Origin of the sequence: Streptomyces sp. NPDC002054, assembly GCF_040296685.1 — a bacterium.
Lineage (GTDB): Bacteria > Actinomycetota > Actinomycetes > Streptomycetales > Streptomycetaceae > Streptomyces.
In genome coordinates this window covers 95,111-121,065 of record NZ_JBEOXT010000031.1, presented here as the reverse complement: position 1 = coordinate 121,065, position 25,955 = coordinate 95,111, and the positions used below count along the sequence as shown (strand labels likewise).

At 70.2% G+C, this 25,955-nt stretch carries 26 protein-coding genes; 13 read left to right on the top strand and 13 right to left on the bottom strand.

Annotated features, from left to right (window positions below):
- Positions 1–259: 259 nt before the first annotated feature.
- On the top strand, positions 260–1,348 hold the full coding sequence (gene ychF / locus ABT123_RS26575; protein WP_351319072.1) for a redox-regulated ATPase YchF: 1,089 nt from the start codon (positions 260–262) through the stop codon (positions 1,346–1,348).
- Between the two features lie 219 nt (positions 1,349–1,567).
- Here ychF and ABT123_RS26570 read toward each other — a convergent pair whose 3' ends face one another.
- The 6 genes from ABT123_RS26570 to ABT123_RS26545 all read right to left on the bottom strand — a co-directional run bounded on the left by ABT123_RS26570 (position 1,568) and on the right by ABT123_RS26545 (position 6,768).
- A complete protein-coding gene (locus ABT123_RS26570; RefSeq protein ID WP_351319070.1) occupies positions 1,568–3,742 on the bottom strand; it encodes a caspase, EACC1-associated type in 2,175 nt (724 codons plus the stop codon).
- A 32-nt stretch (positions 3,743–3,774) separates the two neighbouring features.
- Positions 3,775–4,188: an effector-associated constant component EACC1 gene (locus tag ABT123_RS26565; RefSeq protein WP_351319068.1), complete on the bottom strand. Its 414-nt coding sequence runs from the start codon at positions 4,186–4,188 to the stop codon at positions 3,775–3,777.
- Positions 4,189–4,363: 175 nt separating this feature from the next.
- Complete coding sequence (locus ABT123_RS26560) at positions 4,364–4,933, bottom strand: hypothetical protein (protein WP_351319066.1); 570 nt, start codon at positions 4,931–4,933, stop codon at positions 4,364–4,366.
- Positions 4,934–5,069: 136 nt separating this feature from the next.
- On the bottom strand, positions 5,070–5,699 hold the full coding sequence (locus ABT123_RS26555; protein ID WP_351319064.1) for a DUF6000 family protein: 630 nt from the start codon (positions 5,697–5,699) through the stop codon (positions 5,070–5,072).
- A 3-nt stretch (positions 5,700–5,702) separates the two neighbouring features.
- Positions 5,703–5,924, bottom strand: coding sequence for a hypothetical protein (locus ABT123_RS26550; protein WP_351319062.1), 222 nt, complete (start codon positions 5,922–5,924; stop codon positions 5,703–5,705).
- 496 nt (positions 5,925–6,420) lie between these two features.
- Positions 6,421–6,768 carry a CPCC family cysteine-rich protein gene (locus ABT123_RS26545; protein ID WP_351319060.1) on the bottom strand — a complete coding sequence of 116 codons (348 nt, stop codon included), beginning with the start codon at positions 6,766–6,768 and terminating at the stop codon, positions 6,421–6,423.
- A 402-nt stretch (positions 6,769–7,170) separates the two neighbouring features.
- On the opposite strand from ABT123_RS26545, the gene ABT123_RS26540 reads away from it, so the two are divergent.
- Positions 7,171–7,452, top strand: coding sequence for a type II toxin-antitoxin system Phd/YefM family antitoxin (locus ABT123_RS26540; RefSeq protein ID WP_351319058.1), 282 nt, complete (start codon positions 7,171–7,173; stop codon positions 7,450–7,452).
- Positions 7,449–7,703, top strand: coding sequence for a Txe/YoeB family addiction module toxin (locus ABT123_RS26535; RefSeq protein WP_351319056.1), 255 nt, complete (start codon positions 7,449–7,451; stop codon positions 7,701–7,703). The genes ABT123_RS26540 and ABT123_RS26535 overlap by 4 nt, the downstream gene beginning before the upstream one ends.
- On the opposite strand, the gene ABT123_RS26530 is transcribed toward ABT123_RS26535, so the two are convergent.
- Positions 7,675–7,974, bottom strand: coding sequence for a type II toxin-antitoxin system RelE family toxin (locus ABT123_RS26530; RefSeq protein ID WP_351319054.1), 300 nt, complete (start codon positions 7,972–7,974; stop codon positions 7,675–7,677). The genes ABT123_RS26535 and ABT123_RS26530 overlap by 29 nt on opposite strands.
- The gene (locus ABT123_RS26525; RefSeq protein WP_351155685.1) at positions 7,967–8,236 is read right to left on the bottom strand and encodes a type II toxin-antitoxin system Phd/YefM family antitoxin; all 270 of its coding nucleotides are present in this window, start codon (positions 8,234–8,236) and stop codon (positions 7,967–7,969) included. Before ABT123_RS26525 ends, ABT123_RS26530 begins: the two co-directional genes overlap by 8 nt.
- 192 nt (positions 8,237–8,428) lie before the next feature.
- Between ABT123_RS26525 and ABT123_RS26520 the strand changes: the two genes are divergently transcribed.
- The 4 genes from ABT123_RS26520 (at position 8,429) to ABT123_RS26505 (ending at position 13,011) form a co-directional block, all read left to right on the top strand.
- Positions 8,429–9,667, top strand: coding sequence for an alpha/beta hydrolase (locus ABT123_RS26520; protein ID WP_351319052.1), 1,239 nt, complete (start codon positions 8,429–8,431; stop codon positions 9,665–9,667).
- Complete coding sequence (locus tag ABT123_RS26515; RefSeq protein WP_351319050.1) at positions 9,664–10,944, top strand: DUF418 domain-containing protein; 1,281 nt, start codon at positions 9,664–9,666, stop codon at positions 10,942–10,944. Before ABT123_RS26520 ends, ABT123_RS26515 begins: the two co-directional genes overlap by 4 nt.
- 82 nt (positions 10,945–11,026) lie before the next feature.
- Positions 11,027–12,208 (top strand): alpha/beta hydrolase, encoded by a 1,182-nt coding sequence (locus ABT123_RS26510; RefSeq protein WP_351319048.1) that lies wholly within the window; start codon positions 11,027–11,029, stop codon positions 12,206–12,208.
- On the top strand, positions 12,205–13,011 hold the full coding sequence (locus ABT123_RS26505; RefSeq protein WP_351319046.1) for a trypsin-like serine peptidase: 807 nt from the start codon (positions 12,205–12,207) through the stop codon (positions 13,009–13,011). Before ABT123_RS26510 ends, ABT123_RS26505 begins: the two co-directional genes overlap by 4 nt.
- Before the next feature lie 30 nt (positions 13,012–13,041).
- Here the strand turns inward: ABT123_RS26505 and ABT123_RS26500 are convergent, their stop codons facing one another.
- Both ABT123_RS26500 and ABT123_RS26495 read right to left on the bottom strand, forming a co-directional pair.
- A complete protein-coding gene (locus tag ABT123_RS26500) occupies positions 13,042–14,016 on the bottom strand; it encodes an EamA family transporter (RefSeq protein ID WP_502971057.1) in 975 nt (324 codons plus the stop codon).
- 42 nt (positions 14,017–14,058) lie between these two features.
- Positions 14,059–14,880, bottom strand: coding sequence for an isocitrate lyase/PEP mutase family protein (locus ABT123_RS26495; protein ID WP_351319044.1), 822 nt, complete (start codon positions 14,878–14,880; stop codon positions 14,059–14,061).
- Between the two features lie 514 nt (positions 14,881–15,394).
- On the opposite strand from ABT123_RS26495, the gene ABT123_RS26490 reads away from it, so the two are divergent.
- The 6 genes from ABT123_RS26490 to ABT123_RS26465 all read left to right on the top strand — a co-directional run bounded on the left by ABT123_RS26490 (position 15,395) and on the right by ABT123_RS26465 (position 22,198).
- Positions 15,395–16,972, top strand: coding sequence for a S8 family peptidase (locus ABT123_RS26490; protein ID WP_351319042.1), 1,578 nt, complete (start codon positions 15,395–15,397; stop codon positions 16,970–16,972).
- Positions 16,973–17,198: 226 nt separating this feature from the next.
- Positions 17,199–17,951: a GntR family transcriptional regulator gene (locus ABT123_RS26485; protein WP_351319040.1), complete on the top strand. Its 753-nt coding sequence runs from the start codon at positions 17,199–17,201 to the stop codon at positions 17,949–17,951.
- 231 nt (positions 17,952–18,182) lie between these two features.
- The gene (locus tag ABT123_RS26480) at positions 18,183–18,368 is read left to right on the top strand and encodes an SPOR domain-containing protein (RefSeq protein WP_351319039.1); all 186 of its coding nucleotides are present in this window, start codon (positions 18,183–18,185) and stop codon (positions 18,366–18,368) included.
- A gap of 44 nt (positions 18,369–18,412) precedes the next feature.
- Positions 18,413–18,838, top strand: coding sequence for a (deoxy)nucleoside triphosphate pyrophosphohydrolase (locus ABT123_RS26475; RefSeq protein ID WP_351319038.1), 426 nt, complete (start codon positions 18,413–18,415; stop codon positions 18,836–18,838).
- A gap of 128 nt (positions 18,839–18,966) precedes the next feature.
- Positions 18,967–19,395: an ATP-binding protein gene (locus ABT123_RS26470; RefSeq protein ID WP_351319092.1), complete on the top strand. Its 429-nt coding sequence runs from the start codon at positions 18,967–18,969 to the stop codon at positions 19,393–19,395.
- A gap of 184 nt (positions 19,396–19,579) precedes the next feature.
- Complete coding sequence (locus ABT123_RS26465; RefSeq protein ID WP_502971059.1) at positions 19,580–22,198, top strand: SpoIIE family protein phosphatase; 2,619 nt, start codon at positions 19,580–19,582, stop codon at positions 22,196–22,198.
- 48 nt (positions 22,199–22,246) lie between these two features.
- Here the strand turns inward: ABT123_RS26465 and ABT123_RS26460 are convergent, their stop codons facing one another.
- The 3 genes from ABT123_RS26460 to ABT123_RS26450 form a co-directional block, all read right to left on the bottom strand.
- A complete protein-coding gene (locus tag ABT123_RS26460; RefSeq protein ID WP_351319037.1) occupies positions 22,247–22,966 on the bottom strand; it encodes a PspA/IM30 family protein in 720 nt (239 codons plus the stop codon).
- Positions 22,967–23,049: 83 nt separating this feature from the next.
- Positions 23,050–25,200 (bottom strand): TPM domain-containing protein, encoded by a 2,151-nt coding sequence (locus tag ABT123_RS26455; protein WP_502971056.1) that lies wholly within the window; start codon positions 25,198–25,200, stop codon positions 23,050–23,052.
- A 251-nt stretch (positions 25,201–25,451) separates the two neighbouring features.
- Positions 25,452–25,727: a hypothetical protein gene (locus ABT123_RS26450; protein WP_351319036.1), complete on the bottom strand. Its 276-nt coding sequence runs from the start codon at positions 25,725–25,727 to the stop codon at positions 25,452–25,454.
- Positions 25,728–25,955: the final 228 nt, after the last annotated feature.

Sequence of the window (25,955 nt, the reverse complement as noted above, 5' to 3'; positions counted from 1 at the left end):
TCACCCCGCCCCCGGCCAAGCGGGTCTTCGACCTGCTCGGCGCCCTGGCGCTGCTGGGTGCGCTCGCCCTCCCCCTGCTCGCGATCTGCGCCGCCGGGGACGCTGCTGCTGCGCGGGGTGATGATGTGACTGCACCCTGTATTGCTCCACCCCACGAGGCTAGGCGCCACACCCCGGATCGGGGGCCCGGGACACGCGTAAACTGTCTGATGGCCCATGCCCGGGCCGTACCCTCCAGCAGCTACGGGAAGTCGCCAACGTGTCGCTCACGATCGGAATCGTCGGCCTGCCGAATGTCGGCAAGTCGACCCTGTTCAACGCCCTGACCAAGAACGACGTGCTGGCGGCCAACTACCCGTTCGCCACCATCGAGCCGAACGTGGGCGTGGTCGGCGTCCCGGACCCGCGCCTGGCGGTCCTTGCCGGCATCTTCGGCTCGGCGAAGGTCCTCCCGGCGACGGTGGACTTCGTCGACATCGCGGGCATCGTGCGCGGCGCCTCGGAGGGCGAGGGCCTGGGCAACAAGTTCCTCGCCAACATCCGCGAGTCGGACGCGATCTGTCAGGTCATCCGTGCCTTCAAGGACGAGAACGTCGTGCACGTCGACGGCAAGGTCTCGCCGAAGGACGACATCGAGACGATCAACACCGAGCTGATCCTCGCCGACCTCCAGTCCATCGAGAAGGCGGAGCCGCGCCTGACGAAGGAGTCCCGCCTCCAGAAGGAGAAGGTCGCGGTCCTCGCGGCCGTCATCGAGGCCAAGAAGATCCTCGAAGCGGGCGACACCCTGTTCTCCAAGGGCATCACCAAGGGCACCGAGCAGGGCGAGCTCCTGCACGAGCTGCACCTCCTCACCACCAAGCCCTTCCTCTACGTCTTCAACGTCGACGAGGACGAGCTGACGGACGACGCCTTCAAGGCCGAGCAGTCGGCCCTGGTCGCCCCGGCGGAGGCCATCTTCCTGAACGCCAAGCTGGAGGCGGACCTCGCCGAGCTCGACGACGAGGAGGCCCTCGAACTCCTCCAGTCGGTCGGCCAGGACGAGCCGGGCCTCGCCACCCTGGGCCGCGTCGGCTTCGACACCCTGGGCCTTCAGACCTACCTGACGGCCGGCCCGAAGGAAACCCGCGCCTGGACCATCAAGAAGGGCGCCACCGCCCCGGAGGCGGCGGGCGTGATCCACACCGACTTCCAGCGCGGCTTCATCAAGGCCGAGGTCATCTCCTTCGCAGACCTGGTCGCCTGCGGCTCGGTCACCGAGGCCCGCGCCAAGGGCAAGGCCCGCATGGAGGGCAAGGACTACGTGATGCAGGACGGCGACGTGGTGGAGTTCCGCTTCAACGTCTGAGTAAGACTTCAGAGGCTCCCTGACCTGCGGCGACGCAAGTCAGGGAGCCTTGCTGTCCTCAGCTGTCCTCAGCTGTCCGCAGCAGTCCGCGCGATGCGGCGACCAGTGCGTGTCGGCGCCGACCGTCGAATGCGCTTCTGTCATTCCGAGGGCGCGACGTCCATGCCCGTCATCATCGTTCAAGAATATGGACCTCGTCCGAACGTGCGTGGATGCCGGCTAGCGAGGGCAGCGGGCGATCCTCGGAAGTCGTGACGAGCCGAGGAGTCGATCAAGTGCCGGTACGCCCTCGTGATGAAGCGACGGGCCGGCAGAATCGGGCAGGAGTCGGCGCAGGGCGCGGGTTGCGACATCGGTCAGTGTCGCTCCGATCTCCAGCCCGAGCGAGTGGTCGAGACTTCCGGCCAGATGCAGTTGCCGATCGCCCCACTCGTCGATGTCCTCGGTGAGGAAGTCCACGACCACGGATTGCCGCCGCCCCAGAAGGAGCAACTCGCAGGCCTGTACGACGTCGCGGAGATCGAAGACGAGCCGGGCGGCAATCCATGAAGGTCCGAGGTCGGGTTCCTCGCAGCTGATGACGAGCTCGTCGGCGTCGGGACTTTCGGCGGCGACGCCCAGTCGGAGGCCGTCGCGTTTCAGGAAGCCCTCAACCGCCCGCTGTTCCTGTTCACCGCGAACGACTAGGGACCACCAGGGAATCGCAGCCCAGGTGCCGTGGTTCATCCTGTGTTCTTCGAAGGGCGTGAAGACTTGAGAGCGCTTCAGGAGGTGCTTGCTGAAGGTGGCAAGGCAACCGTCCTGGAAGTGCTCGTCCGCTGTGCGCTCGCGCAGCAGGTCGTACTCGATGGCGCTCATGCTTTCGATGGCTAGCGCGATGTCCTTCAACTGCTCTTCGACGATCTCGGCCGCCCGTACAAGGACTGCATGGGAGTCATGGCCCGCTGGTGCCGGATCGACGTACTGAGCGAGGGTCCGCTGAGCTGCCTGGCACCGGACGAGATCGCCGCCGAGCTGAACCAGGTGGCGGGCCTTGAGTGTGCTCCAGGGGCGAGTGGACATCCAGTGTTCCCATGCGCGGTCGCCCCCACCGCGCTCGCCGAGCATCAATGCTGTGACGGTGCCGACTCGGTGATCCGGCTCGGCCTTCAGCTTCTCCCAAGGGTCGGGATAAGCGACCAGTGGGAGGGACGGCAGTGAGGAGTGCGCGCTCAGGGCACGGGTGTCCGCGGTGTCCCAAAGCTCGCTGAGTTCCTGTTCCACGCGCGGACGAGGCATCGTACGGCCTCGCTGGGCAGCCCAGTGTTCGATCAGCAGCATGTACGTACTCTCTGGTGTCCAGGGGAAGAGTCCCAGACCTCCGAGGAACGGAAGGCTGTTGGCCAGGCCATCTGTTTCGTATGCGAACCGGACCTTGGTGATGAGTTCGTAGAGTTCGTCGGTGTTGGGTCGCGGAGTGGTGAAGACTCCGCTGGAGGAGAGCATTCTGCTGATGGCCGTCGTGCTTTTGCCCTGGGCGAGGTGGACGGCGATTCGCGCTACCAGCAGGGAGCGGATGAGCGCCGGGTCGCCGAACTCGGGGCGGAGCTGGTCCTGGGCAAGTGCCGAGACATCCCTCAAGCGCCCGAGCAGTTCGCGATGAATTTCGCGGAACCATTCCTCCCGCTTTACCGAGAGCGTCGGTTTCTCTGCGGGTGGGCGCCACTTGTTGCGGAACAGTGCGATGTCGTGCCCCAGGCCGCTGGCTCGTTGCTGGGGCAGGGGCATTCCCTGCGACTTGAGCCGGCCATGCACGTGCTTGTACAGGGAGCTCATGTCCAGCGGATCCGGCACTTCAGCTATGCCATGGGTAATCGCGTTGACGAGTTCGCCGGTGAACGCTGTGAGTGGGGCATCCGGGGGAGCCATGGCCGCTCGCGTCGCCGCTGAGGCGGTCATGACGTAGGTGCCTTCGATGATGGTCTCGTCCGCGACCGCATCGGTGCCCCCCATGAACCCCTCCAGCGCGGCACCGCTGTAGCAACAGTCCAGGATCACGACCTTGTTGGCAGCCGTGCTGTCCAACACTTCGGAACGGAGGTCTTCGAAGGCCACGGACGCGTACTGCTTCCTGCCCGGTTCTGAGTTGCCCACGGCGAGACGGAGAGAGCCATCGGACAGCCGCATACCGTGGCCGGCGAAGTACACCACCAGAGTGTCCGACGCTTCACTCGCCGCCCGGTGTACGGGGTCGAGCGCGCTGTTGACGTCAGCGGGGTTGAGCACCGTCGTGGAATGCCTGTCCGGAAGGTCCCCACCGAGTGGGGACCTGAAGAGCTTGGCCAGCTCGGAGAGGTTGTTGCGCACCGCCGGCAAGGGCGGGAAGTACCGGTATTCGTCCACCCCGATCAGCACTACACGGGTTCCGTCAGGATCAGGCAGGCGTATCACCGATCTTCGGAGACGGAGGGCGCCGACGCCAGGCTCGTGCCGGTGGTCCCTGGCGCTACTTCGGGAGGAGTGGATGCCAGCAGGGCCGCGACTCGACGCAGAGTGTCCTCTGATGTGTCGTGGACTGTCACGGTCATTCCGTCGCGGGAGAAGACGACCGGCCCGGGTGACGATGGGCGGGCTGTTCGCCAGGCAACCACGATGCTCACCAACAGGCTCGCGGCGGCAAGGCCGTTGCTGACGAACATGTTGATGGTCTCTCCCGCATTCATGCGGCCAGAGGTGCCGGCAGGCAGTGCTAGCTCGGCCTGCGCGTGGCGCCGGAGTTCACGATCCTGCCGGAGCCAGTAGTACAGATCGTGGGCCGCCATGTCGTCGCCTTGTGTATCGACGGTGATCTGCAGCTCCATGCCGTCTCCCCCTATCGCCTACGGTGCTCGATGCTCATGGCAGGGAACGTTGCACCTTCGTGACTCCTGCCTCAACTTTCAATCCGGGTGGAAGGATACGTCTCCCAACGGGCTTGGCTTCTCGCGAAGTTCGTCGACGTGCGCATCGGCGATCTTCTTGGCTTCCGCTGATCGGTCAGTTGTCGAGGGCAGGGATCCGCTGGCCTGCGATGGCCTCCCTCAGGAGGCTCTGTGTGCTGGGGTGTCGTCGGTACACCGCGTCGATCTCACGCGATGCGGCCTCGTGGTCGTAGGGCAACGCGAGCTGACGGGCGACGCCGTGCCGAAGTGCGTCCGCGACCTCTGTGCCTATCTCGGCCGTCCGTAGACCTTCGACGATGCCGGTCGAGGCATCGACGAGCACCATGTACGCGGTGAAGGGCTCACCTTGCTCCCCGGGTACGCCGACAGTGCGGTCGCGTTGGCGGTGCGCCTCCCATGGCGCGTCGCCCCAACCGAGAGCCCCCTTCGGGGCGCCGGGGCGGGCCGGGGCGTCGAAGCGGTAGCACCACATCAAGTGTCTGTCCCCGACAGTGACCGCGACCGTCCCTGAGCCGGTCGTGAAGGCGGTCAGCTCGTCTGACGTGAGGCCGTCGAACGAATGGATGATCTCGACGTAGTTCTGGCTGAGGACCAGGTTGACCGCGGACTTGGGCCAGTTGACCTGCCTCGGGTACGGCTCACCGACGACCAGTGAGTACGACATGGTGCTTCCTTTCTTGACGGTCTCGAACCAGGGCTTTCATCTGCCGACTATTTCAGAGGAGTTGAGTCGCAGCAGACGCAATCGCGGCAGCGGTGTCCGCGGTGCCGTGGCGGGGCGTCGTCTTCGGTGAGGGAGGTCAGGAGCGGGACCAGCCGTAGGCGAAGTCGCAGTGGAGGTCCGTCCAGCGGCGAAGTTCGGCGGGGGTGTGGCTGGGGTAGCCGAGGCGTCCCACGCCTTTGCCCCAGTGATCCCAGAGGCCGTCGGGCTCCGTGAAGCGATCGGCGTGGTGGGTGCCGAGGTGGGCGTCGAGGCGGAGAAGGGCGCCCAAGGCGGCAGCCTGGTCGTAGTGCAGGTCGGCGCGCGGGAGGTAGCGGTCGAGGTAGGTGGTGAGGATCTCGGCGTCGGCGTGCGTACCGAAGCGGGCCAGGGCGAAGCAGTAGGCGCTGCCGGAGTAGCAGACCTCGCTGGCCAGGAGCAGGTCGCCGATGCGCGCCCGGAACCGTTCGCGGCGGTCGACTCCGATCAGCCAGCCGGCGGTGAGGCGCGCGCGCCATTCGTACCCGAGGAGGGCTTCCAGCTCCTCGTCGGTGATCGCGGCGGCGTCATCGATGAGGTGTCGGGTAAAACGTGTGGTGTGCCACCACCGGGGGCCGAGGAACCGCCCGCCGTTCAGTACGAGGTAGCGCGGGAGGCCCCCGTACGTCCTCGTCACGTAGCTCTTGACCACATGGCCGTAGCCAATTTCGTCGGGGTGCTGGGACGGCATCGGTCACCTCTCCGGGTGCAGGTCGGTACGGTCGATCCGGGTGAGGGCGACGAAGATGTTGTCGCCGGTGGGGGCTTCGGAGGCTTCCAGCAGGGACCAGATGCGGGACTCCTCGACCAGGTGCTCCCAAGGAGCGGTCCAGTCGAGATCCCAGTCCAGGACGGTGCCGGAGATGTTGTACGCGCGGCCGGCGTCCACTCGCCAGAACTGGGAGCAGAGGGTCACCTGGGCGTGGTCGGCCAGGTCGTTGATGATCGCGGTGAAGTGGGCCGAGGGCCAGCCCGGGGCGTCGTCCGCAGTGGCGGCTCGTAGGCGCGCGGTGAGCGGCGGGGGTGCGGGCGCCGAGTTCGGTCAGGGCCCAGCGGATGCCTTCCGGCTCGCTCCAGTCCGGTGGCGTCGCCCGTTCCAGGCAGGCGCGATAGGCGCGGCGCAGGGGCTCGATGGCGCCGTCGATCTCCAGGCCCGCCAGGGCCATGGCCGCCCATTCGCGGACGGTCGGGTTGTCGGCCCAGCAGGCCGATGAGAGCGGGGCCGCAACGGGGATCGCCCACCTCCTCGAAGACCTCAATGGCGGTCAGCTGACCGAAGCTGCCGAGGGAAGGCAGGCCGTTGATGACGGCGGGTATGGCGTCGGCGCCGATCCAGATCAGCTCCGCGCGGGCGTCGTAAGACTCGTCGGCCTTGCCGTCGAGCTGCCGGACGAGTGTCTCGATGTGGGAGGTCATGACGCCAGGTGGTCCCGGCGCCAGAAAGTGGGGAGCCACCAGCAGAGCACCGAGTGGTCGTCGGGCCACGGGGCGCGGTCCTCGGCTGCCCAGTCCTTGAAGGAGTCACGTGTCAGGTCGATGGGGCGCCAGGCGGGGTCGAGCGGCTCGTCCTCGGCCGGAGGGCGGACGTGCCGCCGGCCGTGCTGGTCGCAGGCGCCGAACTCCTGGTAGTTGCGCTGGGCCTCGATCAGGGAGATCTTGTTCGCCCCGCCAGCCATGGTCGGCCAGCGGAACTGGACCCCGTCGTCCTCCCAGAAGCAGACGTGGCAGATCTCGTACGAACCGGGCACTGCATCCAGCACGCGGTGCCCGCAGCAGGGAGGGGTAGCGGTCGCTCACCTGGGCAGTCTCCTTGCCGGCCCCGCCGGTGCACCATGGATTTCTCGGCCTCCGCCCGCCCGGCCAGTCCGCAGCCAGTCCGCAGGACACCCGTAAACGGCCGTCGGGAGCCAACGCACGCCAACGAGGAAACCCCAGGTCAGAGCCCTGGAGGGGGCTCCGTCGCAGGTCAGGATCAGTCCGCAGACATTCCGCTTCAACGTGTGAGCGGATGAAACAGCAGGCCGCTGACGTGGCAAATGAGAAGTGCAGAAGGGGTCGACTCCGTCGGGAGTCGGCCCCTTGTCGTTTCCCGTGCTGGGACCCGCCGGAAGGCGTCGAGAGTGGTACGTTATTAGGTACCACTTGAGGGAAGAGGTCAGGTCATGTCCATCACCGCGAGCGAAGCCCGCAAGGAACTCTTTCCACTGATCAAGAAGGTCAACGAGAACCACGAGGCCATTGAGATCGTCTCCAAACACGGCAATGCCGTGCTCATCTCGGCCGAGGATTATGCGGCGCTGCGCGAGGGCTCGTACCTGCTGCGTTCCCCGGTGAACGCTCGCCGCCTACTCAAGGCGTACGAGAACGCCCTGGCCCACATCAACGTGTCGGAGCGCGAGCTGATCGATCCGGACTCGGCGGACGCAGGTGCGGGTGCCGCGTGAGGCTTGTCTTCGAGGATCAGGGCTGGGAGGACTACACGTCCTGGCTCAAGAACGACCGCAAGATGCTCGCCAGGATCAACAGGCTCATCGAGGACCTCAGGCGTGACCCCTTCTCAGGGATTGGCAAGCCCGAACCTTTGAAATACCACTTGCCCGGGGCGTGGTCGCGGCGGATCGACGACGAGCACCGCCTTGTCTACCTGGTGACGGACAAAGAGATCGTCATCCTCGCGGCCCGGTACCACTACTGACCGCTGGTGCAGTGAGAGCGGCGCTGGAGCGGTGTCCGACGTGCACGACCCACACCACGAGCTCTCCGTTGTCGATCGTGTAGACGATGCGGTAGTCGCCGACTCGTAGGCGACGGCGTTCTGGCTGCGATACGAGCGCCGTGGTGTTGAATCCGAGGGGGTCGCTCTCCAGCTCGGTCAGCTTGGCCAGGATGCGCAGCGCCATGTCGCGAGGGATCTTCCGAAGTTCGGCCTGTGCCTCGGGGCGGAAGGCGGTTCGGTACTCACTCACCGCGCGCCAGCGTCTCCCTCATGATGTCCTCGATCGGGATGCCGGGGGCCGGGTTGGCCATGCGCTCGTCGATGATCCGGTTGATCTCGCGCTCTTCCCACTCCTGGTACTTGCGCAGCACCTCGATGGAGACCACGGCGGCGACCTGCTTGCCGCGACGGGTGATGACAGTGGGCGTGTCGTCGCGGTCGGCGCGCTCCACGACCTCAGCCAGGTGTGCGCGCACGTCGCGGATGGACTCTATGGGCAGTGGCTGCGTCATGCGCTCAAGTGTACCGAGTGTGCCATGTGTACACACTGGTGCTTCGCCGCGGCGCCGGGCCGGGTGTGACGAAGATCCGGTCAGCTCTTTGCCGGGATATGAAACCCGGCGCGGCGTTGGTGCATCAGGAATAGGGGGATGACCAGCCGTTCTGTCCCGTGTGGGCAGTCATGACCGTTCGGAGCGAAGTCCGTGCACCAGTACCCGCAGCGCCCGCGGCCTGATGACCAGCCGACCCGGGAGTACCCGCAGTACCAGCAGCCGCCGCAGTTCCAGCAGCAGGCACCGCAGTATCAGCAGGCACCGCAGTACCAGCAGGCCCCGCACTACGCAGAGCCGCCGCAGCCGCCCGCCCCGCCCGTGCGGCGGTCCCGGAAGGGGGTCTGGATCGGGTCGGCGGTTGTGCTGGCCCTGGTGGCCGGCGGTGGTGCCGGGTGGGCGTACTGGAAGACCGACTGGTTCGACGGCAACGGTGAGGCCGTGAGCTATGGCGTCCCGGCGGCGGGACAGGGTCAGGGGAAGGGCCAGGGCAAGGGGGACGGCGGCACCGCCACGCCGCCCGGAGGCGACCCGGACGTCTCGCTCCCGACCGGCCCGGCCGCCCAGTTCAAGCAGACCGGCAAGCTCGACGACGGCACCCGGATATCCAAGACCCGGCTCAAGGGCGCGAAATCCGGGTTCGAGGGCGACGTATGGGTGTGGACGCCCAAGGAGTACGACGACCCGAAATACGCCAAGAGCGGGTTCCCGGTGCTCATCGCCCTCCCCGGCGGCAACGGCCACCCGAACAACTACTGGGCCGACCGCAGCCTCGGCCTGCAAAAGGCGATCAGCGAAGGCGCCAAGGCGGGCACCAGCCTGCCCTTCGTCCTGGTGATGCCGGTCCTCAACCCGGACGCCAAGTACTACTACGACGGCTCCGACATACCCGGCCAGCCCAAGATGGGCACCTGGATGGCCGAGGACATCCCCGCCTTCGCCAAGGCCAACTTCCGCACCTGGAAGTCCCGTGACGGCTGGGCCTTCATGGGCAACTCCTCGGGCGCCTTCGTCGGCCTCAAGCAGGTCATGCAGCACCCGGACCGGTTCAAGGCCGTGATCGCCAACGGCGGCGAGATCGTCCCGGACTCCCCGCTCTGGAAGGGCCACCAGAAGGAGATGGACGCCAACAACCCCGAGAAGCTCGCCCAGAAGCTGATCGACTCCAAGGGGCCCGAGGTGTACGTCAACTTCCAGTACGGCACCAAGGAAGGCGGCCGGGCGCGGCTGGACAAGTTCCGGACGCAGTACGGCAAGGGCCCCGTCAAGGTGACCATCCACGAGATCAAGGGCGGCGACCACAACGGCTGGGACTACGTCCGGGGCATGAAGGAGAGCGCCCTGCAGGAGACCAGCAAGGTGATGAAGGCCCCGAAGCCGGACGCGGGGTGACGAAGCCCGGCGACGGCGGCACCGGCCGCACTGCCGGCACCGCCGCCGGGGCCCGGCCGGCGAAACGTCTCACCGGCCTGGACTCCGCCCGCGGCCTGGCCGTCCTCGGCATGTTCGTCGTACACATTGGCCCGCACCCCGCCGACGGCCCGGCCGCCGGCGGCGCCGACCTGCTGCTGACCGCCCCGCAGGGCCGGGCCTCGGCCGCCTTCGCGCTCATCGCCGGCCTCACGCTGGCCGTGGCGCGGGGCGCCACCCGGCCCCGCTCCCGCGCCCCGGCGACCCTGCGCACCACCCTGGTGCGCTGCGGGATCCTGGCCGTCGTGGGGCTGTCCCTCGCCTCCCTGCACCCGCCGGTCTTCGTCATCCTCGGCTTCTACGCCGTGTACTTCCTGCTCGCCGAGCCCTTCACCCGGCTCCGGCCGCCCGCCCTGATCGCCTCCGCTGCTGCCTCGGTGCTGCTCGGGCCGGTCCTCCTGTACGGAGTGGCACCCGCCTTCGGCCACCTCACCGAGGGCCGGGGCGGCGGCGCCCCCGAACTGCGCGACCTGACCACCCCGGCCGGGCTCTGGCACACCCTGGACCTGGTGCTGGTCAGCGGCGCCTACCCGGTCCTGGCCTACTTCCCGTACGTCCTGACCGGCCTCGCCCTCGGCCGTACGGTCGACCTGCACCGCCCCGCCGGCCCCTGGCTGACCGCGGCCGGTGGCACCGCCGTCGCCCTGCTCGGCTACGGCGTCTCCCACCTCGCCCTGGAGAACTGGGGTGCCAGAGCGGCCCTGCTCACCGCCATCCAGGACAGCCACCCCTGGGCAGCCGCCGCCGAGGACCCGCTGCAGGAGATCCTGGCCGGCCAGCTCGGCGCGATCCCGGCCACCGACTGGGGCTGGCTGCTGGTCTCCGACCCGTACAGCCAGACCCCGCCCGAGATCCTCGGCAGCGCCGGGGTGGCGGTCGCGCTGGTCGGGCTTGCCGTGGCCGCCGGCCGGAGCCGGCTCGGTGCGCGGCTGCTTACCCCGCTGACCGTGGTGGGCTCGATGGCCCTGACCGCGTACGTCGGCCACGTCCTGGCCCTCACGGCGCTGACCGGCCTGGCCGACTGGCAGGACACCGGCTGGCGGGAGACCGTCTGGTTCGGCGCGGTCACGGTGGCCGGGTGCTGGACCTGGCAGCTGGTCTGGCGGGACTCGCCGCTGCGCCGCGGCCCGCTGGAGTACCTGATGCACACGGTGGTGGGCCGGGCGGCGGGACGTGGCGACCGCCACGCGCGGGCCTGACCCGGCCAGGCAACCCGATCGGCCGTTTTGGGCTCTCTAGTCTGTGTAAAGGCGATCAGTCGTCAAGAGTCGGAGATGTTCCGTGCAGCAAGACCAGCAGGGCGAGGACGCCCGCGGGCCCGGCAGCCCCCGCACCCCCCGTCGGCCGCGGCGCAGGCGCCTGTTCCTGATCTGCGGTGCGCTCGCGCTCGCCCTCGCCGCCGGGGGCGGCGTCGCCGCGTACCAGTTCGATGTGTTCAACGACCTGGGCGAGCCCATCAGCTTCGGCCGGGCCGACGGTTCGGCGGAACAGGCCGCGGCCGGCACCGGTGCGACGGCCGCCGCGCGGCCCGGGACCCGGCTGCCGACCGGCCCGGCCGCCAAGTTCGTCCGATCCGCCCGCCTCCCCGACGGCACCGAGATCGGCAAGACCAACCTCAAGGGCGCGAAGTCCGGCTTTACCGGCGACGTATGGGTCTGGGTCCCCAAGGAGTACAACGACCCGGCCTACGCCCGCAGTGCCTTCCCGGTGCTGATCTCCCTGCCCGGCGGCCGTGGCTATCCGAACAACTACTGGGGGACGGGCCCCGGCCTCGGCCTCCAGCAGGCCGTGACCGACGGGGCCAAGGCCGGCCGGAGCCTGCCCTTCATCCTGGTCATGCCGGTGATCAACGCGGACACCAAGAACCACTTCGACGGCTCCGACATCCCCGGCCAGCCCAAGATGGGCACCTGGATGGCCGAAGACGTGCCGGATTTCGCGAAGGCCAATTTCCGGACCTTCACCGCCCGCGACGGCTGGGCCTTCATGGGCTCCTCCTCGGGCGGCTTCGGCGCCCTCAAGCACGTCCTGAAGCATCCGGACCGCTTCAAGGCGGTCATCGCCAGCGGGGTCGACACCGTCCCCGACTCCCCGCTGTGGAAGGGGAACCGGCAGGCGATGGACGCCGACAACCCGGAGAAGCTCGCCCGCCGGCTCATCGAGACCAAGGGCCCCGAGGTCTACATCAACTTCCAGATCGGCACCGCGGAGAGCGGGCGCGCCCAGGCCGAGAAGTTCATGAAGGAATTCGGCCGGGGCCCCGTGCACACTCGGCTCCAGGTGATCCAGGATGGTGAACACAACGGCAAGTCATACGTACGAGGCATGAGGGAGGGGTCGCTGGAGTGGATCAGCAAGGTGCTGTCGGCACCCACCCCCGACCCCGCCCCGGAGACGGCCGCGAAGACCGCCCCGGCGGGCACCCTGGAGACCACCCGGGAGACCGCCCCCGCCGCCCGATGAGCCCGATAGGCCCGCTGGCCAAGGGCATATCCGTGGCCGCGGCGGCGCTGGCGGTCCTCGCCCTCGCCGTCTTCGACCTCGGACAGCCCGGCCGGCCCGGCCGGGCCGAAGCCCAGCCGTTCCCCACGGTGGGCGTGCTCATGGCCGACGGCGAGCACTGGTGCACCGCGAGCGTGGTGGACAGCCCGAAGGGCAATGTCGTCGCCACCGCCGCGCACTGCGTGGCCCCCGAGGGCAAGGACGGAGAGCCGGGCACGGTCGCCCACGACGGCCTCGCCATCGGCGACCTCTCCTTCGCCCCCGCCTTCTCCGGCGAGGGCTCCGGCCGGCAGCCCCTCGGCCTGTGGAAGGTCACCGCGGTCCACGTCGACGACCGCTGGTCCAAGTGGGGCGAGGACACCGCCGACTACGCCTTCCTGACCGTGCAGCCGGACGGGGACGGCCGCAGCCTCCAGGACGTGGTGGGGCGTACGGAGGCGCCGGCGGCCGACTGGCACTCCGGGTACGAGCGGGACGTCACCGTGGTCGGGTACCCGGAGGAGGACCGCAATCCGGAGAACAAGCCGATCTCCTGCACCACCCGGACCAGCCACGACGAGGACGACCCCGACATGCTGTACATCAGCTGCGCCGGGTTCTGGACGGGCACCAGCGGCAGCCCCTGGGTCGCCGACCGGGCCGGCCCCGGCGAGCCGGGCCGGCTGATCGGGGTGCTCAGCGGCGGCGACACCGACGTGGACTCCACGGCCGCGCTCTTCGACGACCGGGCCAAGGCCCTGTACGACCGGGCCGCCCGCGGCTGAGCCCCGAACAAGCCCCGAACGAGCGCGTCCTCAGCGCCTGCGCTCGGTGGAGACGATCACTCCGACCGCCGCCACCACGATCGTGCCGCCGGCCAGGATCGGCCAGGTCAGCGCCTCGTCCAGGATCAGCGCACCGAGCAGCACCGCCACCACCGGATTGACGTACGCGTACGTGGCGACCAGCGACAGCGGCGCCGAGGCCAGCAGCCAGGAGTACGCCGTGAACGCGAGCAGCGACCCGAACAGGATCAGGGCGCCCAGCGCCACCCACGACCGGACCGACACGGCCGCCAGGTCCAGCCCCCGCTGCTCGCCCCGGACCAGGCCCACCAGCAGCGCGCCGACGCCGCCCGCCAGCATCTCGTACGCGCCGGCGGTGAACGGGTTGGCCGGCATCGGCAGCTTCGAGGCCGAGAACGAGCCCGTCGACCACAGCAGGCTCGCCACCAGGACCAGCAGCACCCCCGACAACTGCACCGTCCCGCTGATCCCGGGCACGATCAGCACCGCGAGCCCGATCAGGCCCAGGAGTACGCCGCCCAGGGTGCGCGGGGCCGGCCGGTCCCCGGAGCCCGCCCGCAGCAGCACCACCCACATGGGCACGGCCGCGATCAGCAGCGCCGCCAGACCGGACGGCACCGAGGTCTCGGCCAGCACCACCAGGCCGTTGCCGCCCAGGAGCAGCAGCAGGCCGACCAGGGCGGCCGAGCCCAGCTGCGCGCGGCTGACCTTGAGCGCCGCCGAGCCCTGCCGCCAGGCCACCAGGGCGGTCAGCAGCAGGCCGGCGGTGATGAACCGGGCACCCGCGGAGAGGAACGGCGGGATGGTCTCGACGACGATCCGGATGCCGAGGTAGGTGGAACCCCAGACGACATAGACGATGGCCAGCGCGGCCCAGACCGCGCCGCCGACCTTGCGGGTGGGCCGGGATCCGGCCGCGGATCCGGCCGGTGTCCCGGTCGGCGGGACCTTGTGGCTGCTCTCGGCAGCGTTCGGTGTGGGCACGGCCGGATCCTACGTTCGTTGGGGCTTACAAGTAACCGGATTTCATCCCTTGAGCAGGCCGTTGAGCTCCCCGTAGGCGAGGGAGCCGGCAAGCGTCCCGTAGCCGCCGTCCGCCGCCAGCTGTTCGGCCGCCCGCCGCACCACCGCGTACGCCGCCTCGGCCACCCACGAACCCAGGCTGACCCGGGCCACGCCCAGCGCCCCGAGCTCGGCCACCGTCGGGGCGCCCGGGCTCGCCAGGATGTTCAGCGGGGCCGGGATGCCCTGGGCGAGCTCGGCCACCGTCGCCGGATCGTGCACCCCGGGGACGAAGACCCCGCTGGCGCCGGCCTCCAGATAGCGGGCGGCCCGGGCCAGGGTCTCGTCCAGCCGGGCCGGCCCGGCCTCGCCGACGCCCCGCAGATAGGTGTCGATGCGGGCGTTGATGTAGAGGGGGACGCCGGCCCGTTCGGCGGCGGCCCGGGCCGCCGCCAGCCGTTCCGCGTACTCGGCGGGGGAGCGGGACCCGTCCTCGATGTTGATCCCGGCTGCGCCCGCGGCCAGCACTCCGGTGACGGTCTCGCCGACCGCGTCCGGGTCCGCGCCGAAGCCGCCCTCGATATCGGCGGTCACCGGCACCGCCACGGCCGCCACCACCCGCGCGATCAGGTCCAGCACCCGGTCCCGGGCGAGGGAGTCCCCGTCGGGTGCGCCGAGCGACCAGGCGACCCCGGCGCTGGTGGTGGCCACGGCCGGGGCCCCGGCCGCCTCGACGATCCGGGCACTGGCCACGTCCCAGGCGTTGGCGAGGGCGAGCGGGGCGGCCGGGTCGTGCAGGGCGGTGAAGATCGCGGCCTGGGAGATCGGTTCGGAACGAGGGTTCATGGCGGCAGTTCATCAGACGGCCCCGCTGGACGTCCGGCGGATTTCCGACACAGAGGCGGCACACAGCGGCACACAGGCGGCGCCCCGCCCCGCCCGGTGGCCCGGCCGCTCACGAAAAATGCACAACTCCCTCCGGCACGGCGGCTCCGGGCCTCCGTCCGGCCGGGCCGGCCCGGCATTGGCGGGAATCCGCCCTTGGGGCGGGGTGCCGGAGCGGATGCCTCCGCGCGCGCCACCCCGAGGGCTTCGCGGAGCGTGTCCGAGTGGCTCCGGCGGGCAGCAGAGCCCGGCTTGGCCGGAACCGGATCTGGGCATCGGGCGGCGGCTGTGAGCCGGAGCTTTGCCCTTTCGTGGCCGCTGCATGGCACGGATGTTACGCATCCGTTCTCCTCTTGTGGGACCACCTGATGGTGGGTCAACCTTTCGGAGGCGACCGGCTCTTGGCCACAAAGGATTGTCATGGGCATGTCGCTTAACCCCCCGCAACGCACCACCTATGAGGAGGACCCCTCACATGTCCGTGATGCGTCATCACCGCCGGAAGATCGCCGGCCTCAGCGCGACGGCCGCCGTCGCCCTCGTGCTCGGCGCGGCCTCGGCCCTCCCGGCCTCGGCTGCCGGCGGATCCGCCGCGGAAGGCCAGATCGTGAACGCCGGCGCCGCCGGCACGGTCGCCAACAGCTACATCGTGATCCTGAAGGACTCCGCCGCCCGGTCCACCCTCGCGAGCGGCAAGTCCGTCGCCGAGCGGCACGGTGCGAAGATCGACAAGGTCTACCGCGCGGCCCTCAACGGCTACTCCATCGAAGCCTCGGAGTCCCAGGCCAAGAAGATCGCCGCCGACCCGGCCGTCGCGTCCGTGGTGCAGAACCGGACGTTCACCGTCGACGGCACCCAGCCCAACCCGCCGTCCTGGGGCCTGGACCGCATCGACCAGCGGGCCCTCCCGCTCAACAGCAGCTACACCTACCCCGACAAGGCGGGCGAGGGCGTCACCGCGTACGTCATCGACACCGGCGTGCGGATCTCGCACAGCGACTTCGGCGGCCGTGCCTTCAACGGGTACGACGCCATCGACAACGACAACGTCGCCCAGGACGGCCACGGCCACGGCACGCACGTGGCCGGCACCGTCGGCGGCAACGCGTACGGCGTCGCCAAGAAGGCGAAGATCGTCGGCGTCCGCGTGCTCAACAACCAGGGCTCCGGCACCACCGCGCAGGTGGTCGCGGGCATCGACTGGGTGACCCAGAACGCGGTCAAGCCGGCCGTGGCCAACATGTCGCTCGGCGGCGGCGCCGACGCGGCGCTGGACACCGCCGTGCGGAACTCCATAGCCGCCGGCATCACGTACGCGGTCGCGGCGGGCAACGAGTCCACCAACGCCAACACCAAGTCCCCGGCCCGCGTCACCGAGGCCATCACGGTCGGCGCCACCACCAACACGGACGCCAAGGCCAGCTACTCCAACTTCGGTGCCGTCCTGGACCTGTTCGCGCCGGGCTCCTCCATCGTCTCGGCGTGGAACACCAGCGACACCGCCACCAACAACATCTCCGGTACGTCGATGGCCTCGCCGCACGTCGCGGGCGCCGCCGCCGTCTACCTCTCGCAGAACCCGTCGAGCACCCCGGCCCAGGTGAGCACCGCACTGGTGGACGCCGCCACGCCGAACGTGGTCGGCAGCCCCGGCACCGGCTCGCCCAACCGCCTGCTGTTCGTCGGCGACGGCGGCACCACCCCGCCGCCCGGGAAGAAGTTCGAGAACGCCACGGACTTCGCGATCAACGACCACACCACCGTCGAGTCCCCGGTCACCGTGAGCGGGGTCGCGGGCAACGCCCCGGCCGCACTGAAGGTCGCGGTGGACATCAAGCACACCTACATCGGTGACCTGAAGGTCGACCTGATCGCCCCGGACGGCACCGCCTACACCCTGCACAACCGCAGCGGCGGCAGCACCGACAACATCAACCAGACCTACACGGTCAACGCCTCCAGCGAGGTCGCCAACGGCACCTGGAAGCTGCGGGTGAACGACAACGCCAACATCGACACCGGCAAGATCGACCTCTGGTCGGTGGAGTTCTGACCAGCAGTGAACGCGTGAACATGCGAACCATGGACGCGTGAACGAACAAGAGCGTGAGTGGCGGGGGCGACCGATTCGGCGGTCGCCCCCGCTACTGCTGTGACCCTGGGTAAGGGGTTTGAGTGACCTCGGTTCATCACATCGAGTGAAACTCTGGCCCTTGCTTGCGGCGTACAACCGTCGGTTGCCAGGCTGTAGCTGTCTGTCAACCTGATGGGAGTGGCCAGTGACTTTCGGTGAGCAGCCGGCCTATCTGCGCGTCGCCGGGGACCTTCGGCGGAAGATCGTCGATGGGTCCCTGCCCCCGCATACCCGGCTGCCCTCGCAGGCGCGGATCCGGGAGGAGTACGGGGTCTCCGACACCGTCGCGCTGGAGGCCCGCAAGGTCCTGATGGCCGAGGGCCTGGTCGAGGGCCGGTCCGGATCCGGCACCTACGTCCGGGAGCAGCCGGTGCCGCGCCGGGTCTCCCGTACCGGGTACCGCTCCTCCGCCGGCTCCACCCCCTTCCGGCAGGAGCAGGCGGAGGCCGGCGCCCGCGGCACCTGGGACTCCAGCAGCGAACAGACCGGCGCCCCGGCCGAGATCGCCGACCGGCTCGGCATCGCGCCGGGCGACCGGGTGATGCGTACCCGGTATGTGTACCGGGACGCGGGCGAGGCGATGATGCTGTCGACCTCCTGGGAGCCGCTCGCCGTGACCGGGCGCAGCCCCGTGATGCTGCCCGAGGAGGGCCCGCTCGGCGGCTGCGGGGTGGTCGACCGGATGGCCGCGATCGACCTCGTGGTGGACAACGTGGTGGAGGAGGTCGGCGCCCGCCCCGGCCTGGCCGAGGAACTCCTCGCCCTCGGCGGGGTCCCGGGCCATGTGGTCCTGGTCATCGGCCGGACGTACTTCGCCTCCGGCCGCGCCGTCGAGACGGCCGACGTGGTCGTCCCGGCGGACCGCTACCGCCTCTCCTACCACCTCCCGGTCCGCTAGAACCGGTCCGGGGGCGTCCCTTTCGGCGCAGCTCAACACCGGTTTCCCGGTGGGTCGTTCGCGCCCCGTGCGCCGGCGCGCACGGCCCACTCGTACGCATGGCCGGATGCGTACGCCTGTGAGGTACCTCTTGGTGAAAACACGTATCCGCTGAGTGAAGGTCGGGCGTAAGCTCGGGCATATGCGCAATGCGGTTTCCTGGGCAGGTACGTCGGCGGAGGGTGAAGCGCGATGAACGACAGCGGTGCCCTGCTCCCGTGGCTGGTCATACGGCAGGACGACAACGGCAACCGCTACCGGGTGGGCCGGTACGCCACCCGGGCCGAGGCCCAGAAGGTCGTCGACAGTTTCGACGACCGCGGACACAAGCAGCTCTACTGGGTCGAGCGGATCGGACAGACCGCCACCGCGAACTGAGTACGCCAACGGGAGCGCACCACCCGTGACATAGGCTCCGCCCCATGACTGTACGCGTGGTCGTGGGCGGAGCCCTTTGTCGTGACGGGCGCCTGCTGGCCGCCCGGCGCAGTACCCCGCCGGAGCTGGCCGGCCGCTGGGAACTGCCCGGCGGCAAGGCCGAACCCGGAGAGACCGTCCCCGAGGCGCTGGTGCGCGAACTGCGCGAGGAGCTCGGCGTGGAGACCGAGCCGCTGGAGCGGATCCCGGGGGAATGGCCCGTCAAGCCCGGCCTGGTCCTCCAGGTGTGGACCGCCCGGCTGCTGTCCGGTGAGCCCGAAGCGCTGGCGGACCACGACGAACTGCGCTGGCTCGCCCCCGCGGAACTCGACTCGGTCGACTGGCTCGACCAGGACCGCCCGGCGGTCGCCGAGATCGGCCGCCGGCTCTGCGCCGCCGCGCCCGGGGGGCGCATCGGGGGCGCGCTGTAGGCCGTACGTGCCACAGTGCGCCGGTGGTCGAGGTTCGGGGCGGTAGATGCCCCCGATATCGGGTATGTCGTAAATATCCCTATCTCGTCCCTGAAGAACCGCACTGGGGTCCGTTGCCGGCCCGGGAAGTGATCGGCGTGATCGAGACAGACGGTGACTACGCCGAATGGGCCTTTCCCGCCGAACCGGGTGCCGTCCGCACGGCCCGTCACGCGGTGCTCGGAAAACTCCGTGACTGGGGCCTGGATTCCGTCTGCGATGTGACCGTCCTGCTGGTCAGCGAGCTGGTCACCAACTCCCTGCGGTACGCCTCCGGCCCCATCGGCGTCCGGCTGGTCCGGCGGGATCAGGCCACCACGGCCCCCACCGGCCGCCCCGCCCTGCTCGTGGAGGTTTCAGATCCGCTTCCGGATCCGCCCCGCGAGCGGGTCGCCACCCCCGACGACGAAGGCGGCCGTGGACTCCATCTGGTGGCCGTCTCGGCACAGCGCTGGGGGACCCGGCACGGGAAGACGGGCAAGACAGTGTGGTTCGAGTTGGCTCTTCCTGGTGAGTAACAAGAAGAAGAGCGGCAGGGGATCCCCTCGGACGCGGTCCGGGGGAGAGCGCACAGCCTGGCTCAAAACGACCGAGACCTTGCTGTGATCGTGAACGCCGTGCGAGCCATGCCCGTGGTGCTGAATACTTCGGTCATGGCCGGTCCGGTTGCGGTGAGCTGGAGGGGACGGTCGCGTGAGCGAAATACCTGCGCAGGCACATCAGGCCCGAGTGCCCCGGGAGACCTGGCACGACTCCTTGTGGCACAGCAGTCCGCCTGGCTCGATCTATGACTACATAAAGGTCGCGTCCTTCTCGATCGGCCCCGACGGGCTCATCGACCAGTGGAGCCTGCGCGCCGAGGAACTCTTCGGGCTGACCGCCGCCCAGGCCGTGGGCCGCGACCCGGTCGACGCCTTCATGCCCCCGGAACTGCGGGCCGGCGGCCACCGCAAGGTGGCCGAGATCCTCGACGGCAAGGAATGGACCGGCCTCATCCCCTTCCGCATTCCCGGCGGGAAGGGCGCCCACGGCGTGGCCGAGATCTATGTGATGCCCACCGAGACCGAGACCGCCGAGCGCGCCGCACTCTGCGTGGTGGTCGACGTCCGCGCACTCCGCCGGATCGAATCCGATCTCGCCGCTTCACAGGCGATATTCGGTCAATCTCCCTTCGGCTTCCTGCTCTTCGGCACCGACCTCACCGTGCAGCGGGCCAACCGCCGCTTCGCCACCGTCTTCGGCGGAGCCGTCGAGGACCACCGGGGCCGCACCGTCCACGACTACCTGCCCCCGCGCGAGGCCGACCGGATGACCCGCGCCCTCCGGCGCGTCCTGGAGACCGGCGAAGCCGTCACCGACCTCCAGATCAGCGGCTCCGCCCCCGGCAGCCGCGAACACCGCCACTGGTCCATCAACCTCTACCGGGTCCACGGCGGCACCGGCCTCCCCATCGGCGTCGCCGGCCTCGGCACCGATGTCACCCGCCGCCACCTCGCCGCCCGCGAAGCCGCCGGCGTCCGCCGCAACCTCGCCCTCCTCAACGAGGCCGGCCACCGCATCGGCAACTCCCTCGACCTGGAGACCACCGCCCGCGAACTCCTCGACGTCACCGTCCCCGGCTTCTGCGACCTCGCCTCCGTCGACCTCTACCAGGGGCTGCTCCTCGGCGACGACGACCGCCCCGCCAGACCCCAGGGCCCCGGCGTACCCAGCCTCCCCGGCTGCGGCTCCCGCCGCGCCCCCTCCGCCCCGCTCCGCCGCGTCGCCTTCGCCAGCGCCGTCTCCGACGCCCCGCTCTCCGATCCCCCGCTCTCCGGCCCGCCGGTCGCCGTGGGCGAGATCCACCGCTACCCGGCCGCCTCACCCGGCGCCCTCGCCCTGCGCACCGCCCACCCCCGGCTGATCGAGGGCGGCGGCGCCGAAGACCTCGTCCAGTCCACCCTCGTCGTCCCCCTGGTCGCCCACGACACCGTCGTCGGCCTCGCCCAGTTCTCCCGTACCAAGGGCAGCGAGCCCTTCGGCGAACGCGACCGGGCCGTCGCCGTCGAGCTCGCCTCCCGGGCCGCCGTCTGCATCGACAACGCCCGCCTCTACCGGCGCGAACACGAACGCGCCCTGATCCTCCAGCGCAGCCTGCTGCCCCCCGGAGACCCGGAGGCCGCCGGCCTCGACATCGCCTGCCGCTACCTGCCCGGCAACGCCGCCACCGAGGTCGGCGGCGACTGGTTCGACGTCATCGAACTCCCCGGCCACCGCACCGCCCTCGTCGTCGGCGACGTCATGGGCCGCGGCCTGCGCGCCGCCGTCGCCATGGGCGAACTCCGCACTGCCGTCCGCACCCTCGCCCTGCTGGACCTCGAACCGGCCGAGGTCCTCTCCGCCCTCGACGAGGTCGCCCGCGGCCTCGGCTCCCCCGGAGGCACCCAGCAGGCCTCCCGGGCCGCCCTGCACTCCCGGGACGCAGACCTCTCCGAGGTCTACCTCGCCACCTGCGTGTACGCCGTGTACGACCCGGTGACCCGGCGCTGCACCATCGCCAACGCCGGCCACATGCCCCCGGTCCTGGTGGAACCCGGCGAACCCGGCAGCGCCCCCCGCCCCGGCCTGCTCCTCGAAGTCCCGCCCGGCATGCCGCTCGGCGTCGGCGGCGAACCCTTCGAGGAGGTCGAGGTGGAACTCCCCGAAGGCGCCCTGCTCGCCCTCTACACCGACGGCCTCGTCGAATCCCGCGACCACCCGCTCGAAGAGGGCCTGCGCGGCCTGCGCGAGGCCCTCGCCGACCCGGTCCGCCCCCTGGAGGACGTCTGCGACCACGTCCTCGCCACCCTCGACACCCGACACGGGGAGGACGACATCGCCCTGCTCATGGCCCGCGTACAGGGCCTGCCCACGGACGCGGTCGGCGACTGGCAGCTGCCCCGCGAGGCCCGCTCGGTGGGCCGCGCCCGCGAACTCGCCCGCGCCAAACTCCCCGCCTGGGGCCTGGAAGGCCTCCTCGACACCACCGAACTGCTCGTCAGCGAACTGGTGACGAACGCCCTCCGCTACGGCGAGGGCGAGATCCGGCTCCGCCTGCTGCTGGACCGCACCCTGGTCTGCGAAGTGTGGGACGCCAACCTCGCCCAGCCGCGCCGCCGCCGCGCCCGCGACACCGACGAGGGCGGCCGGGGCCTCCAACTGGTCGGCCTCCTCTCGGCCGGCTGGGGCACCCGCCGCACCCACCGCGGCAAAACCGTCTGGTTCGAACTGCCCCTGCCCGGCGTCGGGGCGGAACCCGTCACGGAACTCTCGGCGGAGCAACTGCTGAACATGTACGGCTGAGCGCGGCTGCCGGGGCGGCCCCCGCCAAGGGGCGGGGCCGCCTTCGGACTAGGCGGCGCGGCCCGACTTCAGTGCGGCCAGCCGTGCTTCGATCTCCGACGTCTTGGCCAGATCGTCCAGCGACTCGAACTGCGCGTCCAGCGAGGACGCCGCCAGCTCCTGCTTGCCCATTGCCCTTGCTTCCTCCCGCCGGACCTTGTCCTCGAAACGGCTCAGCTCACTCGTCGGGTCCAGCACGTCGATGCTCTTCACCGCGTCCATCATCGTGTTCTGCGCCTGCGCGGTCTTCGCCCGCGCCACCAGCTCGTCCCGCTTCGCCTGCAGCTCGGTCAGCTTGGTCTTCATCGAGTCCAGGCCGGCCTTCAGCTTGTCCACGACCTCCGTCTGCGCGGCGATCGTCGGCTCGGCGGTCTTCGCCTCCTTCTCCGACTGCAACTGCCGCCCCAGCGCCACCTTCGCCAAGTTGTCGAACTTGTCCGCGTCCGCCGTTGAACCGGAGGAGCGCAGCTCGTCCCCCTTCCGGCTCGCGGCCAGCGCCTTCTCGCCCCACTCGCCGGCCGCCGCCACGTCCTCCCGGTGATCCTGCTCTAGCAGCCGCAGATTGCCGATCGTCGTCGCGACCGCCTGTTCCGCCTCCGAGATGTTGTTCGTGTAGTCCCGGATCAGCTGGTCCAGCATCTTCTGCGGGTCCTCCGCCTGGTCCAGCAGCGCGTTGATATTGGCCTTGGCGAGCTGGGTGACACGGCCGAGAATGCTCTGCTTGCTCATGCGTTCTGCTCCTGTCCGAGTCCGGTGAGTCGGGTGAGTCGGGTGAGTCGGGTGAGTCGGGTGAGTGCGGTGAGTTCGGTGAGTCAGAAACGGCCGCCGCCGCCCATGCGCCCCCGGGTGCCGCCGCCCCCGAAGGAGCCCGGACCGGGACCGAAGCCGCCGCCCCCGCCGAAGCCACCGAAGCCCCCGCCGCTGCTGCCCCGCCCGACCCCGCCGAGGATCTCGCCGAGGATGATCCCGCCGAGCACCGCGCCGCCCATCCCGCCGCCCCCGCGCTGCCGGCCCGCGTACGGGTTCTCGTACGCCCGTACGTCCTGCTCGGCCAGCTGCTGCGCCTCCCGGGCCAGCGCATCCGCCCGCTGCGCCTCCGCCAGCGCGCCCGCCGCATCCGACCCGGCCAGCGCCGTGGACCGCTCCAGATGCCGCTGCGCCTCCGCGATCCGGGTGCGGGCCGTGCTGCCCACCGCACCCCGGCTGGTGGTGATGTAGTCCGTGGCCGCCCCGATCGCACTGCGGGCCCCGAGCAACGCCTGGTCCAGCAGAGTCCGGGCCCGCCGGTCCGCCGTCTCCCGCTCCCGGGCCCCGGCCAGTGCCTCGTCCAGCGCCGCGTCCGCCTCCTCCACCCGGCGCAGCGCGTCGATCGGGTCGTACCGGCCGCCGCCCTCCCGTTCCTCCCGCTGCTGCTGTTCCTGCAGTTCCTGCCGTACGTCGGCCAGCACCGACTCCGCCCGCCCGATCCGGCCCTGCAGATCCGCCGTCGACACCCCCTCCGGCGTGCCGGTGAGCAGACCGCGGGCATCGGCCAGATCGGTCTCCGTCTCGGTCAGCGCACCATCGAGCTTCCCCGCGGCCTCCGCCAGCTCCTGCGCCCGCCGCTCCACCGCATCCACCAGCGTGGCCGCCTGGTCCACCGCACCCTCGGCGGCCCGCACATGCACTGCCGCCCGTCCGTTGTCGCCGGCATCGAGCGCTGCCCGCGCCTCGGCCAGACTGGTGGTGGCGAACAGCAGCCGGTCCTTGGCCTGCTCCGGGTTCGAGGCCACCGGTGCCGCCGCCGAATCCGCGTACCGGCCGGTCAGGGCCGTCAGGGTCGCCTCCGCGGTGGCGGTCCGGCCGGTCAGCGCCCGGAAGTGCGCCTCGACCGTCGCCAGCGCCTGCGGGGCGTTCTTCTCCAGCGCGCGGAGTCGGTCGAAAGCGTCGGACTCGGCGTCCAGCCGCCGGTTGCCCTCGGAGCAGCGGGCCACGATCTCGTCCAGCATCCGCCGCCGGGTCGCATCGTCCTCCGGGTAGGCGTCGTCGAGCTGCTGCCGCAGCCGGAAGGCATGGGTCAGCTCGTCCTTGGCATAGGCCACGGCCTCCTCGAAGGGCTTCACCGCCTCCTCGCCGAACTGCGCCGTCGCGAACCCCAGCTCCTCGGTGCTGGTGCGGACCGCGTCGTCCGTCTCCACCAGCAGCGCCTTGGCCTTGGCGTCCAGCTCGGGCAACGGCAGGCCGCCTGCGGCCTGGCCACCCCAGCCGGCCCCGGCCGCACCGCCGCTGCCGCCCCCGCCGCCGGCCCGGCCCTTGCGGCGCTTGCTGCGGGTGTACGCGTACACGCCCAGCGCACCGGCCGCCCCGACCGCGACCACCGGCAGCACGAAGTCCCCGGCCCCGCTCTCGCCGCCGGCCTGGTCACCGCCGGGGTCCGCCGGGCCCGGGGTGATGGTGGGCACGGGCACCGGCCGGCCGCCGAGCACGGCGTTGTAGCCGTTCGCGGCACCGATGGCGGCCCCCGGCCAGTCGTTCTGCTTCAGGGCCGGCTCGATGGCGGTCTGCGCGACCGTGGCGAGCTGCTCCTCGGTGAAACCGGAGTCGACATCGGCCGAATAGGCGTACTGCCGGGCCCCGGTCGCGACGGCGAGCAGCACGTCGTTCTGGCCGAGCCCGTTGCGCTGGGCGGTGGCATCGGCCCAGCTCTGGGCGGAACGCCCGGAGAAATCGCGTACGTAGGCGACGAACAGCTGGACCCGCCGGTCGGCGTACAGCTTGTCGAGAGCCGCGGTGACGGCATCCTTCCGGTCGCCCAGCGCCCCGACCCGGTCGGTGATCTGGCCCTCCGAGGACAGGGTGATGGGGTCGTCGGCCCGGGCTTGCGGTGCGGCTCCCACCGCGCACGCCAGCAGCGCGGCGGCGAGGGCCAGCACGGCGCGGACCGCCACGGGGGCGGGCGGCGTGCGTTGCTTCGGAGGCGTCACATTTCGGAGCGTATGGGGGGTTTCGCGGTGTCGCACCCGGAGGTGATCATCAGGCGTGACCGGGTGCGGGGCTCCCTCGTTTGCAGCACATGAAGAAGATCATGTCTGTCGTGGTAACCACGCTCGTGGACGTCCACGGCTAGGGGAGCACGGGGCTCCTGGCGCGGGCCTGCTTGTTCGCCGCCTTCGCGGGGCCGGGGTGCTGTGCATCCGTTGGGCGGAGCCCAGAGCCGGAGCCGCAGTTCCGGGGCTCAACTGCCATGGCGGAAATTCCGCGGTTCGCCACACACGGCGCAGGCCGGGATGCCCACCGGGCTTCCCCCCGGCCCGCCCTCCGTTGCAGCCTGCTGACGAGACAGCCGAGTGGCGTCCACATGCTCCGACAGGACGTGCTCGAAGCGTTGCTGGCGTCGCAGTTCGAGGACGTCCATATGCCACATACGGCCGATCCCCGATGACGTCAACGCGGTGAAACCTGTGCCCAGCACGGCGGAGATCAGCGCGATCCACAGGAGCATGTCTGCCACAACGGGTCCTTTTCAAGGGCTCAATGACCAGAGGCACGGGGCGCGCACGACCGGAGCCCCAGTGATACCTCCGAATAACGCTGAGGCATATGCAGAGTTGCGCCTTCTCCTCCGATTGCAGCCATGCGCAACATTTTTCGACCCGCAGTAGTCTCATATTGCGGACAAGGGTTCGGGGGACTCGAACTGTCGACGTCGGCCCGGGTGGACCCCGTAGTGGCGATACAG

Bases quoted from the DNA above. Each gene is read 5' to 3' on its own strand.
- ABT123_RS26560 (WP_351319066.1), bottom strand. From the start codon at position 4,933: ATGTCGTACTCACTGGTCGTCGGTGAGCCGTACCCGAGGCAGGTCAAC.
- ABT123_RS26475 (WP_351319038.1), top strand. From the start codon at position 18,413: ATGACTGTACGCGTGGTCGTGGGCGGAGCCCTTTGTCGTGACGGGCGC.
- ABT123_RS26540 (WP_351319058.1), top strand. From the start codon at position 7,171: ATGTCCATCACCGCGAGCGAAGCCCGCAAGGAACTCTTTCCACTGATC.
- ABT123_RS26525 (WP_351155685.1), bottom strand. From the start codon at position 8,236: ATGACGCAGCCACTGCCCATAGAGTCCATCCGCGACGTGCGCGCACAC.
- ABT123_RS26495 (WP_351319044.1), bottom strand. From the start codon at position 14,880: ATGAACCCTCGTTCCGAACCGATCTCCCAGGCCGCGATCTTCACCGCC.
- ABT123_RS26490 (WP_351319042.1), top strand. From the start codon at position 15,395: ATGTCCGTGATGCGTCATCACCGCCGGAAGATCGCCGGCCTCAGCGCG.
- ABT123_RS26565 (WP_351319068.1), bottom strand. From the start codon at position 4,188: ATGGAGCTGCAGATCACCGTCGATACACAAGGCGACGACATGGCGGCC.
- ABT123_RS26505 (WP_351319046.1), top strand. From the start codon at position 12,205: ATGAGCCCGATAGGCCCGCTGGCCAAGGGCATATCCGTGGCCGCGGCG.
- ABT123_RS26480 (WP_351319039.1), top strand. From the start codon at position 18,183: ATGAACGACAGCGGTGCCCTGCTCCCGTGGCTGGTCATACGGCAGGAC.
- ABT123_RS26555 (WP_351319064.1), bottom strand. From the start codon at position 5,699: ATGCCGTCCCAGCACCCCGACGAAATTGGCTACGGCCATGTGGTCAAG.
- ABT123_RS26460 (WP_351319037.1), bottom strand. From the start codon at position 22,966: ATGAGCAAGCAGAGCATTCTCGGCCGTGTCACCCAGCTCGCCAAGGCC.